Below are 17,352 nucleotides of genomic sequence, written 5' to 3'. Positions count from 1 at the left end.
GACAAGGGAGGCCGAACCGTGGCCGAGAAGGTCGACCATGAGGAGCGCCGACGGCAGATCGCCGAGGCCCTGCTGCGCATCGCCGACACCGAGGGCCTGCAGTCGGCCAGCATGCGGGCGGTCGCGACCGAGGCCGGCGTCTCGCTCCGGCTCGTCCAGTACTACTTCACGACCAAGCAGGGCCTGCTGCTGGACGCCCTGGCCCGGCTCGGCACCCAGCTCCAGGCCCGGATGGAGCGCTGGATCGGCGAGGCCCGCGCCCCGCGCGAGGTGGTGACCGCGATCCTCTCCTGCATCCTGCCGACCGACGCCGAGAGCCGCCGGATCACCCGGACGTACGCGGCGTACTACACGCTGGTGCTGGGCGACCCCGAGGTGCTGGAGCAGCGGGCCGCGCAGCCGCCCGTCGTCCTGGAGGGCTTCCTGGTCAAGCAGTTGCGCGCCGCTCAGGCGGCCGGAACGATCGCACCCGGGCGGGACGTCGAGATGGCCGCCGCCGGACTGCTGGCGATGGTCAACGGGCTGGGGTCGAGCGTCCTCGGCGGCCAGCGCACCGGCGAGCAGGCGCTGGCCGTCCTCACCCACCACCTGGACGAGCTGTTCCTGGCGCCGCGCGGTTAGCGCCCTGGTGAGCCAGGCACTGGTACAGCCGTCGTGCCCCCATCAGCGGGCGCGGTCGGGCGCGCTACGTCGGCCAGGCTCTCGTACAGCCCGTCCGCCCACTCCTCGGTGAACTCGCAGAGATGGCTGGAGTCGGAGCCCTTGGGGGACTGCATCACGGCCGAGGCGTAGCCGCCGTCGCCCGTGGGCCACTCGACGCGGCAGTAGGCGATGCCGTTGTTGCTGGGCTTGTCGTCGAGGTACTCCTGCGCGTTCACGGCGTCGGCGATCCGCACCGGCTGCGCGCCCGGCTTGCCGCTGTACGGGCCCCGGTAGGTCTGCGCACTGGCGAAGTTGTACGGGAGTCGGGAGGAGCCGTCGGTCCACCAGTCGCACCGGCGGCGCTCGGGCTTGACGTCCTCCTGGCCCCGCTGGGTGAGCCCGAGCTTGGCGGTGGCCGTGGAGGAGACGTTGCAGGGGGTGGGGAGGTCCGGAAGGCCGGCCGGTGAGCCTTGCGACGGGCTCATCCCGGGACTGCCCGACGCCGGAGCGGGGAAGACGGCTCCCACCCCGGTCGCGGGCTGCTTGGTCTTGTCGTCCTCGGGGCGCGAGGCCGCCAGCAGCCAGATCGCTCCGGCGATGATGGCGACCACGGCGACCGCGACCGTGATCGTCAGGTAGGGGCGCGACGGAGCCTCCGATGCCGGCGTCACGTCGAGATCGTCCGCCCAGCCCTCAGTGGTCGCGGCCGGGAGCTGCTGGTCCGGGGCAGTGGGCGGCGCCAGGGCAGTCGGCTGGTCCAGGGCAGTGGGCAGGTCCGGGACGGACCGGTCGAGCATCGCCAACGCCTGTGCCGTGCCGGGCCGTTGCTCCGGATCCTTGGCCAGCAGCGCCAGGATCAGCGGCGCCAGCCGGCCGGCGTTGCGCGGCGGCGCGGGCGGGTCGAACAGTACGGCGGTGAGCGAGGCCGTCGCCGAGTCCCGGCGGAACGGTGAGACGCCCTCGACCGCCTGGTACAGGGTGACGCCGAGGGAGAACAGGTCCGAGGCGGCCTGCCCGTCCACGCCGCGCGCCCGCTCGGGCGCGATGTACTCGATCGAGCCGACGAACGCCCCGGTCGCGGTGAGCGTCGTGTCGGCCTGGTGGACGGCGATCCCGAAGTCCGCGAGCAGCACCTCGCCGTCGTCGGCGAGCATCACGTTGGCGGGCTTGACGTCCCGGTGCACCACCCCGGCCGCGTGGGCGGCGCCGAGGGCGGTCAGCAGGGCACGGGCGACGTCGGCCACCCGCTCGACCGGCAGCGGCCCGTGCGCGGCCAGCCGGTCGCTCAGCGAGCCGCCCGGGACCAGCTGCATCACCATCCACGGCATGCCGTCCTCGACCAGCACGTCGTGGACGGCCACCACGTGCGGCCGGTCGCGCAGCCGGGCGGCGTTGCGCGCCTCGCGCTCGGCCCGGGCCAGCCGCTCGGCCCGCTCGCCCTCGGAGGTCGCGGGCGGCAGCCACAGCTGCTTGACGGCCACGTCGATGCCCAGCGTCTCGTCGTGGGCCTGCCAGACCCGCCCGAAGCCGCCGGCCCCCAGCTGCCGGACGAGCCGGTAGCGACCGCCGACCAGCCGTCCTGGTGTCGCCTCTTCGGTCACGGCCCCGCCCCGCTCTCGATCGCCCCGACGTCCCCGACGCCCCCGACGTCCCCGATGCCGCCGCGAGCCGACAGTACGGGCAGGGCTCCGGGTGGATCAACCGGCTGCGGGATGCGCCCAGGCCCCCGGGCCTGCTGACACCCCTCCCGCTGCGGGGGTTAACACCCGTACGGGAAGGGTGCTTTCCCCGTTCTACGGCTGTGCCCGGCCCAGCAGACTCGGGGCATGCCCACACAGCCCGTGACGATGACCAAGGCCGCGCCGGCTCCGGCGGCCGCCGCCCCGCAGCCGGAGGGCGGCGGCGGCAGCGACTTCGCCCAGCTGAGCCGCCGGATCGCCGCCGAGGGCCTGCTGGAGCGCCGCCCCGGCTACTACGCGGCCCGCATCGGGCTGGTGCTCTTCGCGTTCGTCGACGGCTGGTGCGCCCTGTACGCGATCGGCGACACCTGGTGGCAGCTCGCCCTGGCGGCCGTGATGTCCGTCGTCTTCGCCCAGGTCGCCCTGCTCTCGCACGACCTGGCGCACCGCCAGGTGTTCACCCGGCGGGCGCCCAGCGAGATCGGCGGGCGGATCGCCGCCAACCTGCTGATGGGCATGAGCTACGGCTGGTGGATGAACAAGCACACCCGCCACCACGCCAACCCCAACCACGAGGAGCGCGACCCGGACGTCTCGCCCGACCTCGTGGTCTGGTCCCAGCGGCAGGCCCGGCAGGCGAGCGGACTGGCCCGCTTCATCGGCCGCCGGCAGGCGTACCTGTTCTTCCCGCTGCTCCTGCTGGAGGGCCTCAACCTCAGCTTCAACAGCTTCCGCGCGCTGCGCGGCCCCGCGGTGAAGCGGCCGGTGCTGGAGGGCGTCCTGCTGGTCGTCCACTTCGCGGCCTACTTCGGCCTGGTCTTCGGCGCGCTGCCGTTCGGCAAGGCCGTGGCCTTCGTCGCCGTGCACCAGGCGCTGTTCGGCGTCTACCTGGGCTGCGTCTTCGCGCCGAACCACAAGGGCATGCTGATGGTGACGCCCGGGATGCGGCTCGACTTCCTGCGCCGCCAGGTGCTCACCTCGCGCAACGTCCGCGGCGGCCCGATCCTCGACGCGCTGATGGGCGGCCTCAACTACCAGGTGGAGCACCACCTGTTCCCCAGCATGCCGACCCCCGCGCTCGGGCGGGCCGCCCGGATCACCCGGGAGTTCTGCGCGGAGAAGGACATCCCGTACTACGAGGTCGGCCTGCTCCGCTCGTACCGGGAGATCATCACCCACCTGCACCGGACCGGCGAGCCGATCCGCTCCGGGAGTTGAGGGGCCGCCGGGCTTCCCCCGGGCCGTTCCCGCTGTGCCGGCGCCACACCGTTCCCGCCGCGAGCAGCGTGGCCGGGACGGCCGCGACCGGCACCGTCCACCACGGCAGCTCCACCAGGTACGCGAGCAGCGCGGGCACACCGCAGGTCAGCAGGCTGCAGAGGAAGAGCGACCGGGCGAGGGCGGCGATGCCGGGGCGGCCGTTGAACATCAGCACGCCCAGGGCCGCGGTGAGCACCGCCAGCAGCGCGGCGAGGGTGCCCACCCCGGCGGTGAACTGCACCTCGTCGAGCGGCTCGTCGTAGGAGGCCTGCGCGACACCGGCCCGCTCCAGCCGCATCACCCGGCCGCGCCACACCGTGCCGTCCACCCGGTCACCGGGCTTCAAGGCCTCCAGCACCGGCCCGGCGTCGCCGAACCCCACCTCGCCGCTCCAGAACGGCGCGCCGTCCAGCGTCGCCCGGAACACGGAGCTCTTGCCCGCGTTCCGGACGACCGTGCCGCTGACGGTGAACGGCGCGGTGCGCACGCACTCCTCGACCGCCGCGCCCGGGCTCCCGGCCGGGCAGGCCGGGGCGGCGGCGTACGAGCGGTACTGCTCGGTCTCGTACGGAACCGTGACGGTGAGCACGTGCCAGGCTGCCGCTGCCGGGACCAGCGCCGCCGCGGCGAGCAGCACGCCGCCGGTGCGGGTCCACGGTGTCGGTGCGGAACGGTGGATCATGACGGTTCTCCCCCCGGTCCGCGGCTGTGGCCGGGCCGACGGCGCGCCGGCGGACTTCGCGTCGAGCGCCACGCACACCACCCCCGGACCGGCCAGCGGACACAACTGTCCCTTGCTCGCCGACCAGGCTTCCCGGCACTCCTTCGTGCACGCTACCGGACTCCGACCGCGCTCGGCACGCCCATTCGCCGACACCTCGTCAGGGCCACTGCTGCACCGGGAAGTCGGGGGTGTCCAGCCACACCGCCTGGCCGTCGGGAGAGACGGTGAGCCCGAACCGCTCGAAGCCCGGACGGCCGTGCGCGTCCCACCGGCCCCAGGCGGCCTCGACCTCGTCCCAGAGCCGCCTGGGGCCGGACTGCACCACCTCGTAGGCGGTCCGGCCGGGCTCCCGGTCGACGGTGGCCCAGGAGGTGACGGCCCGGGAGTCGTCCTGCTGCCCGCCCCCCTTGCCGGACCCGGACCCGCCACCGTGCTTGCCGTCGCTGGACATGGGCATGTGATTCCCCTTTCAGGGGCGGCGCGGAAGGCCGCCCTCGACCAGCAAGGTAGGCGGGGGCAGGGAGGAGAGGGGTCGGTGATTCTTGAGTATTCCGGCATCCGGCAGTCGAGATCCGCAAGGATTTCGAGCAGCCTCGAACGGTTCTCGTCCAGCTCCGGACGGGTCTTCCGTCGGCCGGGAATAATCGAGAATAGCCTCTGACAGTCGGCGAGTTGGCCTCGATCATGGGATCCCTCTGGTCGTTGGGAGAGAGGAATGGCCATGGCGAGGCGACTGCGGGTCCTTGGTAGCACTTCGGGAGTCGGGGACTGCCCGACGCTGTACGAGGACGTCGACACCGGCGAAGTCGTGGTGCAGGGAGATGCCGTGACGGATCCCGAGGATGTGGCGCAGCTCAAGTATGTGAAGCAGGATGAAGGCTTCGTAGTCGTGCCTCGCGAACTGCTCGTGAGGTTCGCGCCGAAGGAGTCGACGGTCGTGCCGGAGTTCGTGCCTCAGCAGAAGATCAATGAGTTCATCAACGATGGATTCGAGCACACTGCTTGGCGGTTGGAGACCATGACCGGCTACCTCTCCGACCAGCAGATGCCCTCCTACGCCGAGTTCCTCCGCACGGGCGACACCGCTGGTGAGGTCGGGCATCCCTGGTTCGACAACGTCCGCCGCATGGTCGGCAAGGGGAAGCGGTTCGAGCGGGTGCGATTGGTGGACAACCCGCCGACCGAGGGGCAGCGGTACCTGCTCGCGTGCGCCCGGACCAACGTCGCGGCCGGTGAGGACATCCGCTGCATGTGGCGTGCGGATGCCGAGGCGGCCGGACTGGGTGGGCTGTCGGACTTCTGGCTGTTCGACTCCCGCACGGTCGCCCGCTTCCACTTCGAGGGCGAGCGCACCATCGGCATGGAGTTGGTCACCGACCCGTTGGAGGTCCTCCGCGCCTGCCAGGCGCGCGACGCGGCCTGGCACCACGCGATCCGCTACAGGGAGTTCCTGGCTCAGGTACCTTCCGCCATGTGAGCACCGACTTCCAGCAGGCGCGGGTGGCTCTCGGTGCCCGGATGCGTGAACTCCGCACCGAGAGCGGCCTGTCGGGGCGTGCGCTGGCCTTGCGGCTGGGTTGGCCGCAGTCGAAGGTCAGCAAGGTGGAGACCGGTCGGCAGTCGCCCACGGCGGCGGATGCGGTGGCATGGGCCGAGGCGGTCGGACGGCCGGATGCGGGTGCCGAGCTGGTGGGTCGACTTCGGACACTGGAGACGCAGTACCGTTCGTGGCGGCGCCAACTGGCCGGTGGTGTCCGGCCGGTTCAGGAGGCCCACGCCGCGCAGGGCAGACGGACCAAGGACCGGCGGTCGTTCGACCCGACCCTCGTTCCGGGTCTGCTGCAGACCGCTGATTACGCGCGGGAGGTGCTCACCCGGTACACCAGGATCCATCTGTCGGTTCGCGATGTCGAGGCCGCGGTGACGGCCCGCATGGAGCGCAAGCTCGCACTCCGGGACGGGGCGCGATCGTTTCACTTCCTGGTGTGGGAAGGGGCTCTCGTCTCTCGGCTCTGTCCTCCGGCTGTGTTGGCAGACCAGTTGGAGGCATTGGTACCGCTGCTGGCGCGGGTGAACGTTCGACTCGGGATCGTGCCGTTCGACGCCGATCTCGCAGTGCCCGCAGGAGTCGGATTCTCGATCCACGACGGCGCGTTGGTCATCACCGAGTCCTGGCACGCGGAGATGTGGTTGGACGATCCGTCGGACGTCGCACTTCACCTCAGGGCGTGGGAGGCCCTGGAGGAGAGTGCCGTCTACGGGCCGGCGGCCCACCGGGTGATCGCTCGCGCCGGTCAGGCACTTCGACGGAGTCGCTGAGGCCCGGGGGACGGTGCCTCGGAGTGCGCGGCCGCCCTTGTTCGCTGTCGTCCCGGGCTCAGCTGCCGGGGGCGGGGGCGGCTGAGCCCGGCAGGGGCCGTCTCCGTTACGGGATGTCGGCGACGGCGACCGTCGCCGTGTGGTCGTCGGCCTCGGCGAGGGGGGTGCCGGCGGGGGACCAGAGGGCGGCGCCGCCGCAGCCGGTCCAGGGGCCGGAGGGGCCGACGTGGTTGGCGAGGACGACGTGCATGCCGGTCTGCCGGGCGATACCCGGGTAGACGGTGGCGCGCTCGTGGATGCCGCCGCCGGTGCCGTAGAGGGAGCTGGCGAGGTGGATGTCGCAGCCGTCGGTGCCGCCCCGGCCGGTGAGGTCGGGGAAGTGGTTGTCGAAGCAGGTGGCGAGGGCGAAGCGGAGGCCGCCGAGTTCGAAGCGGCCGTCCTGGTCGCCCGCGGTGAAGGTGCCCTGCTCGTTCTCGTAGAGGTGCTGCTTGAGGTAGGTGGTGATCAGTGCGCCGTCGGGCCCGTACACGTAGGTGCCGATGGCGGGCCGGGGTCCGTCGGTGGGGACGGCGCAGTTGAGGACGACGGCGATGCCGGTGGCCCGGAGCGGGGCGAGGCGGGGGTCGTCCGGGGTGACCCAGAGGGTGGGGTCGGCGGCGAGGGCTTCGAGTTCGTAGCCGGTGAGCGCGAACTCGGGGTAGACGATCAGCTCGGCGCCCTGGGCGCGGGCCTGCTCGGCGAGGGCGACGAGTTGGCGGACGTTGGCGGGGATGTCGGCAGGGGCGCAGGTCAGCTGGGCGGCAGCGATCTTCATGGTGGCCAGCATGGGGGAGGGCGCGGAACAGGAAGTCGGCGGGGTCGACTTCCTGCTCGAAAAATATTCGCGGTCCGCGGCAACCCTTTCCGGGGGCGGTGACAACTGGGTGGTGTCCGGACAGGCGGTCCGGTCGGAGGCAACGGCTGAAAGAGAGCATCGACATGTTCCCTCGCCCATCCACGTCGTCGGAGGCGCCGGCGGAGGCCGAGGCGTCTCCCGGTGGCCGGCGGCAGACGCATCGCCGCCGTCGCCTGTACCAGCGCCGCGGTTTCTGGGCGGCCGTCGGCCTGGCGGTCGTGGGCGGCTCCGTGGTCGTGGTCAACACGGCCTCGGCGGGGACCGTGGACACCAACGCCTGGTACGTGCTGGTCAACCGCAGCACCGGCGAGGCGCTGGACGCCCCCGCCTACGCCACCAACGACGGTGCTCCGCTCGCGCAGTGGAGCCGTAACGGCGGGACCAACCAGCAGTGGAAGTTCATCGACGCGGGTGACGGGAACTACCGGCTGCAGAACCGGAACTCCGGCAAGGTGCTGGACGACTACAACTGGTCGACCACCGAGGGTGCCGAGCTGGTGCAGTGGAGCGACCTGAACGGCGCCAACCAGCAGTTCCACCTGGAGAAGTCGTCGGACGGCTACGTGCGTCTGGTCAACCGCTTCAACGGCAAGGCCGTCGAGGTCCCGGGCGGCTCCAAGGTCGAGGGGAGCCGCATCGCCCAGTACCACGACTGGAACGGCCCCCAGCAGCAGTGGCAGCTCGTTCCGGCCGGTGGCGCCGGCGGCGCCGGTGGTGCCAGCAGCACCGGGAACGAGGGGAGTTCGGGCAGCAGTGCCGCGCCCACCGCGCCCACCGCGTCCACCAAGCCGACCACGCCTGCCACGTCGGGCGGCAGTGTTCCGGCGAGCCAGGCTCCGAGCGGTACCCGCCCGGCGTCGGCGCCTCCGGCGTCCCCGGCGTCCCCGGCCACCGGAGGCGGCAGCAGCTCGACGAAGAGCTTCATGGGCAGCAACACGGTGCTCATCGGCGGCATGATGAACGACGCCTCGGCGACCGCCGCGCCGTTCGACGTGCGCTACGCCTACGTGCACAGCCAGCCCGCGCCCTCGTCGGACTACTACTCGGCCTCGCTCTGCAAGGCCTCGTGGTCGAGCTGGTGGGGCTGCTGGAGCGGCGAGACCACGGCGCCCGGCTTCTACGTGAGCTGGAACGACGACCACGTGACCAAGGCGATGTACCAGGGCAAGTCGCGCCCGCAGAAGTTCTTCTGGACCTGGTACTCGCTGCGCGACCTGGGAGACCTGGCGGGCCAGGGCGACGGTCCGGGCGAGGTCGTCGCCATCAACCGGACCGATCTGCTCACCCGCTACATGAACGACTACCGCTTCTTCCTCCAGAAGATCGGCAACGCGCAGGACTCGATCGACATCGAGCCCGACTTCTGGGGCTACGTCCGGTCGCTCGGCAACCCGCACCAGATCGCCGCGCAGGTCAGGGCCGCGAACCCGACGGACTGCGGATCGCAGGAGAACAGTGCCGTCGGCCTGGCCCAGTGCCTGATCTCGATGGTGCACAAGTACGCGCCGAACACCGGCGCCGGGCTCCACCTCACCTGCTGGGACTGGTCGAGCAACACGCAGAAGTGCGTCAACGACTACGCGGACCTCGGGGCGAAGAACGCCGACTTCCTGGTCGCCGACGTGGTGGACCGCGACGCGGGCTGGTACGCGCAGCCGGCGAACGGCGGCCGTGACACCTTCTGGAACGACCAGAAGGCCACCGCCATGATGGGGTGGTTCAGGACGATGGCCGAGTCGGTGGGCAAGCCGGTCGTGCTGTGGCAGATCCCGCTGGGCAACACGGCGCAGAACAACACCTTCGGCCACTACAAGGACGACAAGGTCGACTGGTTCCTCTCGCACATGGACCAGGTGGCGAACGCCCACGTCGCCGCCCTCCTGTTCGGCCCGGGCCAGCAGGAACAGACCACGGTCGAGTCCGACGGCGGCAACCTGATCAACAGGACCACCGCGTACCGCAACTCGGGCGGCACGCCGCTCAAGTAGCCACCGGCGGCGGGAATCCGGAGCAGGAAGGGAAAGGCGAGCCCCAGGCCGGTGGCCTGGGGCTCGCCCCGTGTCGGGCGCCTTGCGGCTAGATGCTCGAACCGCCGCCGGAGGTGTTGTTCCACCAGGCGCTGTAGGAGTTCAGCGAGTACCGCTTCTGCACGCCGCTGGTCGAGGTGATCTCGATGCCGAACTGCATCGTGTCGAAGGTGGTGTTGCGCAGGAGGTTCCACGACGCGGCCCAGCGCCAGACCGCCGAGGCGTCGATGGTGCCGGAGGTGCTCTGCTGGGCGGGGATGAGCTGCAGGACGTTCCAGCCGGGATCGGCCTGCCAGACCTGCGAGTACAGGATGCCCCCGATGGTCACGTTGGACGCGATCTGCTTGCCCCAGCCGCCCGCGGTCGGGTACCAGCTGGTGAAGACCATGATCTCGTCCTGGTTGCCGGTCGACCAGAAGTCGCTCGTCCAGTCCCACCAGTCACTGCCGGAGGCGGGAGCGGACGAGGTGTTGTACCAGAAGCCCGCCGAGTTCAGCTGCGACAGCGGCGTCCGGGGCCGGACCCCGGTGTTCGGGTAGGACTTGATCCCGCCGCCGGATTGGCTGCCGTCGACGTACCAGGACTTGATGCTGTTGACGGTCTGGCACTGCCAACCGGCGTTCTGGCCCCAGATGTTGTTGTAGATCGTCCAACTGCCCTGGGTGTACTGGCCCCCCTTGTCGCAGGTGGAGGACACCTGGGCGTGGGCGGGAGACGCGAGGCTCAGGAACCCGGCGATCACGGCGCCGGTCAGGGCCAGCCGACCGAACCTGGCCGACGTGCTGGTGATGGATTTACGGGTGTGCCATCTCATGTGTCCCTCCAAGGACGGCGGTGGGGGTGGTCCCGGACCCGGCTTGGTGGGTGGGGGGATCTGGCGGCAGCGAGGTGGCGCCCGCCAGCGGGTCCGGGCTCACGCAGGCGCGAAGTGTCGAAGCGCTTGCGGCTGAGGACAGTAGTAATGGTGGGATCTGCCCACAGCAAGGCTCTGCGCAGGAGGACACAGGTCTTTCACCTGCGGACTGTCGAACCTCTTTCGAAGGACTGTCGAAGCGCTTTCGAATGGCCTCTGCGGCGGGAGGGAGCGGAGCAGGAAGTCGGCGGGGTCGACTTCCTGCTCCGGTGGCTTGGGGCTGTTAGGCGGGGTGGTCGAACTCGCCGCCCTTGATGCCCTGGAGGAGGGAGGAGAGGGCGTCGGGGGTGGTGCGGAGGATGGTGTCGCCCTCATCGGACTCACGGAGTTCGATCAGCCGGCCCACGGTACGGACTTCGACGCACTCATTGCCTGAGGCGCTGTAACTGGACTTCTGCCATGCCGAGTCGCGCATATGGTCCTCCTCCGATCGGCTGGCCCGCCGCGCGGTCGGCGCGCGGCGGGCTGGGAGATTAGGCGTGGTGGTCGAACTCGGTGGCCTTGATGCCCTGGAGGAGGGCGGCAAGGGCTGCGGGGGTGGTTCGGAGGACGAGGTGGCTCTCGTCAAATTCCCGGATTTCAATGGCGCTGCCAACCGTTCGGACCTCGACGCACGTGTCGTTAGCTCCGCAGTAGCTGGACTTCTGCCAGGCCGGGTCGTGCACGTGGTCCTCCTTGGCTCGGTCGGCCCGCCGCGCGGTGGGCGCGCGAAGGGCTGGGAGATTAGGCGTGGTGGTCGAACTCCCTGGCCTTGATGCCCTGGAGGAGCGCGGCGAGGGCGGCCGGTGTGGTGCGGAGGACGAGGCGGCCTTCGTCGGACTCGCGCAGTTCGACGGCCCCGCTGGCTATACGGACCTCCACGCACTCGTTCGAAGCCCCGCTGTAACTGGACTTCTGCCACATGGAGTCACGCATACTTGCCTCGCATCTCATACTCGATGGATCGAATGAACTCCCGCGACTCGGGCTCGGAGAGCGCAACGGAGTTTAGGCGTGCGAACACATCTCGATGGCGCGTCAGGCTCGGCTGGGCGTCGAAGTACATGCTGCCCATTGCAGTATCCATCTGGAGTGTGGCGAGTTCGGGCACGGGGCCCTCGATGAACATGATGTTCTCGCCGCCACCGGGAAAGGTGTCGAGGTCGAAGGGCACTACGCGGACGGAGATTCGACCAGCCAGCGAGTCATCGACGAGATGATTCAGCTGATCGGCGAGGACCCGGGGTCCTCCGAACTGCATTCGCAGCGCTGCTTCATGGATGAACGACGCGTACGGTGTTTTGCCATGTCGAACAGCCTCCTTCCGCTGCATACGGAAGGACGTCCGTGCGTCGAGGTCGTGACTGGGAGGCGAAGGAGTGAAGCGTGAGAACATCGCAGCCGCGTAGTCCTCGGTCTGCTGCAGGCCCGGGACGTAAGTCGTGGCCCAGGTCGAGATGCTGTGCGCGTTCGCCTCAAGCTCGGCGATCTCCAGAAAGTCCGTGGAAAGCGTCCCGCGATACTTCTCCCACCAGCCCTTCCCGCGCTCCGAGACCATGTCGGCCAAGGCATCGATCAGTGGCTGGTTGCCGCAGAGGCATGCCGCGGCTATGGTGCGCAGCCGCTCGACGCTGATGCCGCTCTTCCCGGTCTCCATCTGTGTGACCTGGGCGGCGTGGATGCCGAGTTCGCGTGCCAGCTGGTTGCCGCCGAGGCCGGCCTGCTCCCGCATCCTTCGCAGCTCAGTCCCCACTCGCCGTTGGCGCAGGGTCGGGTTCGGTCGAAGGGCCATGGCGTCCTCTCTGCGGGTACTGCGACCAGTCTGCCCCACGTTAGAGGGAAGTTTTGCGCGAAGGTCTTAAGCGAAAGACTGTGTGCGCTATCGTCGTTCTCACCTCGATCCGACGGATCGTCAGTAACGCTTGCCAGCAAGCGCCGCAGAGCAGCCATGCCCATCTGCCTGGCCTGGCTCACGGCGACGTGTGTCCGCCGGATTCCCCCTCTCAACCACGCCCGGGAGAATTCCCATGCGTCACCTCAACACGCCCTCGCTCGCCCTCGGCCGCCAGTCCCTCCAGGACGCCATGGTCCGCCTCGGCTGGCCCGCCACCACCATCTTCGAGGCCGAACTCTGCCTCTCCGAACTCCTCGTGAACGCCTGGCACCACGGCAACACCCCCGCCCCCGTCGTCCAGATCCTCGCTATGACCCGCAACACCCTCCGGGTCTCCGTCTCCGACGAGAGCCCGCTCTTCCCCGACCTCCACGCCCCCTCCGTCCTCGCCGAGTCCGGGCGCGGACTCCAGCTGGTCGAGGGCCTCACCACCCGCTGGGGCGTCGACCCCCGCGAGCACGGCAAGGTCGTTTGGTTCGAGCTGGACGGTGCCCAGTGAGCCGCGACCCGATGCAGCCGACCGATCCCCGGATCCGGGCCTTCACCGAGGACCACATCCTCAGCCTCCTCGCCGAACTCCACGAGCGCGGGCGCAAGTTCGGCCTGATCTTCCCCTCGGCCGCCACCGACCGGACCCTCGACGGCCGCGTCCTGGTCTGCTTCAACACGGCCCCGGCGTCGACGTTGTTGAACCTCCTCACGTTGCTCCTCGACGCCGACCGCGACCGAGACCACTCCCGCGACCGCGAGCGCCCGTGCGGTTCCTGATCGCCGCCGCCTTCGCGACGCTCCTCGCCCTCGCGATCGCCACGGTCGCCCTGGGGGTCGTCACCGCCCTCCGCGCGGCCCCGCCCGCGCCCGACGAGGACGCCTGAGCGCGCACAGCCGAAGAGGGCCGCCACCGCCCCCGGCGATCACGGCCCTCCGATCCTGCTGCTGCCCGCCCCGCTCAGCCCTCCTCGGGCCTTCTCAGTCCTTCCCAGTCCTCCTCAGGCCTTCTTCTCGAATCCCGCCAGCACCTCGCGCGGGTCGAAGGTGACCCGGATCCGCGCGATCTTCCCGTCCTCCACGTGCATCCAGTTCGCCGTCGGCGCCGGCGGCGCAATGCTGGTGTTCAGCTCGAACCAGGTGATGACCTCGTCGCCCTCCGCCACCCGCACCTTCACGTCGATCTTCTCCAGGACCTGACCGAGCCCCCGCAGCCCGCCCAGCGCCTGGTCGATCCCGGCCGCCTTGCCGAGCGGGCCCACGAAGTCGACGTCCTCGGCCAGCAGGCCCCGGAGGGTGTCGAAGTCGCCTGCCTCCCAGGCGGTGAAGTAGGTCTCGGCCAGCTCTCGCGCGTTCTTCGTCGTCGTCATGCCTCCATCCTTCCGCCGTCTCATTCATCCGTCCAACAGATAGATCCGATGCCAGCTATCATCATCAGTTATGGAGATGCACCAGCTGCGCTACTTCGCCGCCGTCGTCGACGAGGGTTCCTTCACGGCCGCCGCCGCCCGCCTGCACGTCAGCCAGTCCGGCGTGAGCACCCAAGTCGCCAAGCTGGAGAAGGAGTTGGGTCAGAATCTCCTCGACCGTACCGGCCGCCGGGTCCACCTCACCCCGGTCGGCGAGGCCATCCTGCCGCTCGCCAAGAACGCGCTGGCCACCCTGGACGCCATCCAGCACACCGCCGCCGAGTTCGCCGACGCCGTCCGCGGCCGGGTCCGGCTCGGCATGATCATGGGCTGCTCGATCCCGCCGTTCCTGGACACCGTGGCCGACCTCGGCCGCACCCACCCCGGCATCGAGCTGAGCCTCCACGAGGGGCACTCCGACCTGCTCCAGTCCCGGGTCCTGGCGGGCGCCCTCGACCTGGCCCTGATCGGCTACGCGGGCGAGGTGGCCCCCGGCCTGGAGGTCGGGGTGGTCGTCGACGACCCGATCGCCGCCGTCGTCCCTGTCGGCCACCCCCTCGACCGCCCCGGGCTGACCCTCGCCGACCTGTGCGGCGAGAAGATCCTCTGCCTCTCCCCGGGCACCGGGCTCCGTGCCGCCTACGACCGCTCCTGCGCCCAGCTCGGCCTCGACCCGCGCGTGGACATCGAGGCCAGCTCCCCGGCGGCGGTGCTCCGCCTGGCCGAGCGCGGCGCCGGGGTGGCCGTGCTCAGTGCCTCCGCCGTGGAGGGCGTCGGACTGCGGGCCGTCCCGCTGACCGACGCCGCCACGAACGCCCGCCTCGGCCTGGTCGCCCGCCGCGACCAGCACTCCCCGGCCGTGCGCCTCCTCCACGACAAGCTCACGGCGGCGATGCGGACCGACTGAAATGCCACTCCTGACAAGCGATGTGATGGAGTGAAACTCCGAGCCCGAGCCCGAGGAGGCCGCCGTGTCCCGCACGCCGCAGGAGATCTTCCAGAGCTACGTCTACGCCGGTGCGATGACCCGCAACGCCGACGCCCTCGCCGAGTGCTTCACCGAGGACGGCATCCTGGAGGCACCGCTGATGCCCGCCGGCGCCGCCTTCCCCCAGCGGCTGGTGGGGCGCGAGGAGATCCGCACCGCCATGGCGGCGTACTACGCACGGAGCGAGGCGAAGGCCGACCGCCCGCCGAACGTTGAGAAGTCCGCCTACGTGCTGCACACCACCGCCGACCCCGACGTGTTCATCGCCGAGATCGACACGGTCTTCGACGGGGACGAGGGCCAGGAGGACAGGGCGGTCTCCCTGGTGCAGATCGTCCGGGTCCGGGACGGCAGGATCGCCCGCCTGCGGGACTACTTCGCCCCCGACCTCATGAGCTGACCGGGCCGGTCAGCCCTTCCGCCTCGGGTCAGCCCTTCCACCGCGGGTCACGCCCCGAGGCAGCCAACGCGCGCTCCCACGCCGAGGCGTCCTCGGGCACCGCGACGGGCTCCGCGAACCCGCCGTACTGCCGGAACAGTTCGGCGTTCTCCGCGACGATCTCACCCACCAGCAGCGCCAGTTCCTCGTCCACCTCGATCGCCCCGCCGACGGCCCGCGCCACGTCCCAGCCGTGCAGCAGCAGCTCCAGGACCAGCATCCGGGCGATCCCCACCGCCGGGAACGGCGAGCCGCCGAGGTCGACGTCCCCCTCCCAGGCCGCCGGGTCGGCCCACGCCGCCACCGCCCGCTCCAACTGGGCCGCGTACCCTGCGCGCCAGTCCGGAGCCGCCGTGAAGTCCCGCTCGACCAGTGCCGCGGGCAGTTCGAGGCGCCGGGCCCGGTGCTCCAGGCCGTGCGAGGTGTACAGCACCCAGTGGTTGATCAGCGCCCGGGTGTCGAACTCCCCGCAGGGCGTCGGCGCGTCCATCGAGGCCCCGGCCGGGACGCCGGCGGCGACCTCTGAGGCGACGGCGGCGGCACGGGCCAGGAAGGGGTGCAGGGGGTGAGCGTTCATGCCCCGATCGTGCGCCGGGGGGTGCTGCCCGGTCTTGAAGAAACGCGACGACTAGCCTGGCCCCATGGTTGCCCCCGACCCTGCCGACCTCGGCCGCGGCGTGCTCCACCCGGCCCGGGCCGCCGAGCTGATCAGCGTCGAACGGCTCGCCCCCGCACCCGCCGTGGCGCGCTTCGTGGAGTTCTACTGGGTGGTCCAGTGGGACCTGGCCGGCCGGCCGCCGTACGAGCAGAAGGTGCTCGCCCACCCGAACGTCCACCTGGTCTTCGAGGCCCCGCGGGCCCGCGTCTACGGGGTGGACCGCTCGCTCTTCGTCCGCCGTCTCGAAGGCGCCGGGCACGTGCTGGGCGTGAAGTTCCGCCCCGGCGCCTTCCGGCCCTTCGCGGGGCACGCGGTGAGCGCACTGGCCGACCGGTCCGTCCCCGCCGCCGACTACTTCGGGCCGGGGACGGACGAGGCCAACGCCCTGGTCCTGGACGGGCCGAGCGCCGCGCGGGCCGACGCCTTCCTGCTGCCGCGCCTGCCCGCGCCCGACCCGGTCGCCGAGGAGGTCGCCGCGATGGTGGAGCGGATCACCGGCTCCCCGGACCTGCGCCGGGTGGACGACCTGGCCCGCGAGCTGGGCCTGACCGTCCGCCGTCTCCAGCGGCTGTTCGCCGAGTACGTCGGCGCCTCCCCGAAGTGGGTGCTGCGCCGTGCCCGGCTCCACGAGGCCGCCGAACGCGCGGCGACGGAAGGGGCGTTGGACCTGGCGGCGCTCGCCGTCGAACTCGGCTACGCCGACCAGGCCCACCTCACCCGGGACTTCACCGCGGCGGTCGGCATCTCCCCGGCCCGCTATGCGAGTTCGGACTGAACATCAGGCGGCTCAGGCGGCCGCCGTCGCAGCCGCGGCCGCCTCGGCGGCGGCCCGGCCACGGGCGCTGGCCCGCTTGGCGTAGGTGATGGTGAAGTAGATCAGCCCGCCGAGCACCGCGAACGGAAGGACGCTGTTGATGGTGACCACCGTGCCGTGCGAGAGCGTGTAGACGAACACGATCCGCAGCGCGGCCTCCAGGATGAACGCGGTGCCCCAGACGACGGTCAGGTTGCGCTGCACCAGCCGGAAACCCGGGTACTGCCACATCGAGTTCCACCAGGAGACCATCTCCGGGGTGCCGTCGGTGGCGAACTTGCGGCCGAAGTAGAACATGATCGGCTTGGGCGCGGCCAGCGAGGCGAGGTAGAGCACGCCGGGCAGGCCCGAGACGAAGGAGTCCTTGGCCAGCAGCATCTTCGGGTCGGTCGGGCCGACCAGCGAGACCACCAGTGTCAGGGCGACGAAGACCAGCGAGACGACGGCGAACTCGTCGATCCGGCGGTGCCAGGCGAGGTAGATCACCGTGTCGAGCACCGGGCCGAGGCCGGAGAGCAGGATGGCGGTGGACTCGTTGTAGCCGTGGTCGTGCAGCTGGTTGTAGATCATGATCGGCGCGACCACGTTGAAGGCGATGCTGATCAGCCAGCCGAGCGCGGCGGCCTTGCCCTTGCGGGCAGGAGCGGTCGGAGCTACCGCAGTTGACATGGTGGTGTCCCCCGGACGAAACGGTGTGAATGGGCGGCGCCATTGTGGCGGAAGC

General features: G+C 70.8%; 22 protein-coding genes. 10 read left to right on the top strand and 12 right to left on the bottom strand.

The window, feature by feature from the left end; translation table 11 throughout:
* The first annotated feature begins 18 nt into the window (after window positions 1-18).
* Window positions 19-621, top strand: coding sequence for a TetR/AcrR family transcriptional regulator (locus ACFV8H_RS13560; protein WP_380399286.1), 603 nt, complete (start codon window positions 19-21; stop codon window positions 619-621).
* Here ACFV8H_RS13560 and ACFV8H_RS13555 read toward each other — a convergent pair.
* On the bottom strand, window positions 618-2,243 hold the full coding sequence (locus ACFV8H_RS13555) for a serine/threonine-protein kinase (RefSeq protein WP_380399284.1): 1,626 nt from the start codon (window positions 2,241-2,243) through the stop codon (window positions 618-620). The two genes, ACFV8H_RS13560 and ACFV8H_RS13555, sit on opposite strands and share 4 nt — an antisense overlap.
* A 225-nt stretch (window positions 2,244-2,468) precedes the next feature.
* On the opposite strand from ACFV8H_RS13555, the gene ACFV8H_RS13550 reads away from it, so the two are divergent.
* A complete protein-coding gene (locus ACFV8H_RS13550; protein ID WP_380399282.1) occupies window positions 2,469-3,539 on the top strand; it encodes a fatty acid desaturase family protein in 1,071 nt (356 codons plus the stop codon).
* Here ACFV8H_RS13550 and ACFV8H_RS13545 read toward each other — a convergent pair.
* Entirely contained in the window at window positions 3,493-4,263 is a 771-nt protein-coding gene (locus ACFV8H_RS13545) for a hypothetical protein (protein ID WP_380399280.1), read from the bottom strand. The genes ACFV8H_RS13550 and ACFV8H_RS13545 overlap by 47 nt on opposite strands.
* Before the next feature lie 199 nt (window positions 4,264-4,462).
* Window positions 4,463-4,762: a hypothetical protein gene (locus tag ACFV8H_RS13540; protein WP_380399278.1), complete on the bottom strand. Its 300-nt coding sequence runs from the start codon at window positions 4,760-4,762 to the stop codon at window positions 4,463-4,465.
* Window positions 4,763-5,026: 264 nt separating this feature from the next.
* On the opposite strand from ACFV8H_RS13540, the gene ACFV8H_RS13535 reads away from it, so the two are divergent.
* The gene (locus ACFV8H_RS13535) at window positions 5,027-5,782 is read left to right on the top strand and encodes a DUF6879 family protein (RefSeq protein WP_380399276.1); all 756 of its coding nucleotides are present in this window, start codon (window positions 5,027-5,029) and stop codon (window positions 5,780-5,782) included.
* Window positions 5,779-6,624 (top strand): helix-turn-helix domain-containing protein, encoded by an 846-nt coding sequence (locus ACFV8H_RS13530; protein WP_380399274.1) that lies wholly within the window; start codon window positions 5,779-5,781, stop codon window positions 6,622-6,624. Before ACFV8H_RS13535 ends, ACFV8H_RS13530 begins: the two co-directional genes overlap by 4 nt.
* A gap of 106 nt (window positions 6,625-6,730) precedes the next feature.
* On the opposite strand, the gene ACFV8H_RS13525 is transcribed toward ACFV8H_RS13530, so the two are convergent.
* Complete coding sequence (locus ACFV8H_RS13525) at window positions 6,731-7,438, bottom strand: carbon-nitrogen hydrolase family protein (protein ID WP_380399272.1); 708 nt, start codon at window positions 7,436-7,438, stop codon at window positions 6,731-6,733.
* Between the two features lie 164 nt (window positions 7,439-7,602).
* Here ACFV8H_RS13525 and ACFV8H_RS13520 point away from each other — a divergent pair, with 164 nt between their 5' ends.
* A complete protein-coding gene (locus ACFV8H_RS13520) occupies window positions 7,603-9,507 on the top strand; it encodes an RICIN domain-containing protein (RefSeq protein WP_380399270.1) in 1,905 nt (634 codons plus the stop codon).
* An 88-nt stretch (window positions 9,508-9,595) separates the two neighbouring features.
* On the opposite strand, the gene ACFV8H_RS13515 is transcribed toward ACFV8H_RS13520, so the two are convergent.
* The 5 genes from ACFV8H_RS13515 to ACFV8H_RS13495 form a co-directional block, all read right to left on the bottom strand.
* Window positions 9,596-10,360 carry a hypothetical protein gene (locus ACFV8H_RS13515; protein ID WP_380399268.1) on the bottom strand — a complete coding sequence of 255 codons (765 nt, stop codon included), beginning with the start codon at window positions 10,358-10,360 and terminating at the stop codon, window positions 9,596-9,598.
* A gap of 322 nt (window positions 10,361-10,682) precedes the next feature.
* Complete coding sequence (locus ACFV8H_RS13510) at window positions 10,683-10,874, bottom strand: DUF397 domain-containing protein (RefSeq protein ID WP_380399266.1); 192 nt, start codon at window positions 10,872-10,874, stop codon at window positions 10,683-10,685.
* Window positions 10,875-10,932: 58 nt separating this feature from the next.
* Complete coding sequence (locus ACFV8H_RS13505; protein ID WP_380399264.1) at window positions 10,933-11,124, bottom strand: DUF397 domain-containing protein; 192 nt, start codon at window positions 11,122-11,124, stop codon at window positions 10,933-10,935.
* Window positions 11,125-11,182: 58 nt separating this feature from the next.
* The gene (locus ACFV8H_RS13500) at window positions 11,183-11,362 is read right to left on the bottom strand and encodes a DUF397 domain-containing protein (protein WP_380399310.1); all 180 of its coding nucleotides are present in this window, start codon (window positions 11,360-11,362) and stop codon (window positions 11,183-11,185) included.
* A gap of 4 nt (window positions 11,363-11,366) precedes the next feature.
* On the bottom strand, window positions 11,367-12,230 hold the full coding sequence (locus ACFV8H_RS13495; RefSeq protein ID WP_380399262.1) for a helix-turn-helix domain-containing protein: 864 nt from the start codon (window positions 12,228-12,230) through the stop codon (window positions 11,367-11,369).
* Between the two features lie 235 nt (window positions 12,231-12,465).
* On the opposite strand from ACFV8H_RS13495, the gene ACFV8H_RS13490 reads away from it, so the two are divergent.
* Entirely contained in the window at window positions 12,466-12,831 is a 366-nt protein-coding gene (locus tag ACFV8H_RS13490) for an ATP-binding protein (RefSeq protein WP_380399260.1), read from the top strand.
* 11 nt (window positions 12,832-12,842) lie between these two features.
* On the top strand, window positions 12,843-13,100 hold the full coding sequence (locus ACFV8H_RS13485; protein ID WP_380399258.1) for a hypothetical protein: 258 nt from the start codon (window positions 12,843-12,845) through the stop codon (window positions 13,098-13,100).
* A gap of 221 nt (window positions 13,101-13,321) precedes the next feature.
* On the opposite strand, the gene ACFV8H_RS13480 is transcribed toward ACFV8H_RS13485, so the two are convergent.
* Window positions 13,322-13,690 carry a nuclear transport factor 2 family protein gene (locus ACFV8H_RS13480; protein WP_380399256.1) on the bottom strand — a complete coding sequence of 123 codons (369 nt, stop codon included), beginning with the start codon at window positions 13,688-13,690 and terminating at the stop codon, window positions 13,322-13,324.
* 70 nt (window positions 13,691-13,760) lie between these two features.
* Between ACFV8H_RS13480 and ACFV8H_RS13475 the strand changes: the two genes are divergently transcribed.
* Together ACFV8H_RS13475 and ACFV8H_RS13470 are read left to right on the top strand one after the other, a co-directional pair.
* On the top strand, window positions 13,761-14,636 hold the full coding sequence (locus tag ACFV8H_RS13475) for a LysR family transcriptional regulator (protein ID WP_380399254.1): 876 nt from the start codon (window positions 13,761-13,763) through the stop codon (window positions 14,634-14,636).
* Window positions 14,637-14,700: 64 nt separating this feature from the next.
* The gene (locus ACFV8H_RS13470) at window positions 14,701-15,117 is read left to right on the top strand and encodes a nuclear transport factor 2 family protein (protein ID WP_380399252.1); all 417 of its coding nucleotides are present in this window, start codon (window positions 14,701-14,703) and stop codon (window positions 15,115-15,117) included.
* 28 nt (window positions 15,118-15,145) lie between these two features.
* Here ACFV8H_RS13470 and ACFV8H_RS13465 read toward each other — a convergent pair whose 3' ends face one another.
* Window positions 15,146-15,733, bottom strand: a complete 588-nt coding sequence (locus ACFV8H_RS13465) for a TIGR03086 family metal-binding protein (RefSeq protein WP_380399250.1) — start codon at window positions 15,731-15,733, stop codon at window positions 15,146-15,148.
* A 64-nt stretch (window positions 15,734-15,797) separates the two neighbouring features.
* On the opposite strand from ACFV8H_RS13465, the gene ACFV8H_RS13460 reads away from it, so the two are divergent.
* A complete protein-coding gene (locus ACFV8H_RS13460) occupies window positions 15,798-16,589 on the top strand; it encodes a DUF6597 domain-containing transcriptional factor (protein ID WP_380399248.1) in 792 nt (263 codons plus the stop codon).
* A 12-nt stretch (window positions 16,590-16,601) separates the two neighbouring features.
* Here the strand turns inward: ACFV8H_RS13460 and ACFV8H_RS13455 are convergent, their stop codons facing one another.
* Window positions 16,602-17,297, bottom strand: coding sequence for a VC0807 family protein (locus ACFV8H_RS13455; protein WP_380399246.1), 696 nt, complete (start codon window positions 17,295-17,297; stop codon window positions 16,602-16,604).
* Window positions 17,298-17,352 lie beyond the last annotated feature (55 nt).

Source organism: Kitasatospora sp. NPDC059827 (assembly GCF_042731675.1).
Classification (GTDB): domain Bacteria; phylum Actinomycetota; class Actinomycetes; order Streptomycetales; family Streptomycetaceae; genus Kitasatospora.
Note: the sequence above shows the minus strand (reverse complement) of the source record. Positions and strands in the feature narration are given on the sequence as shown.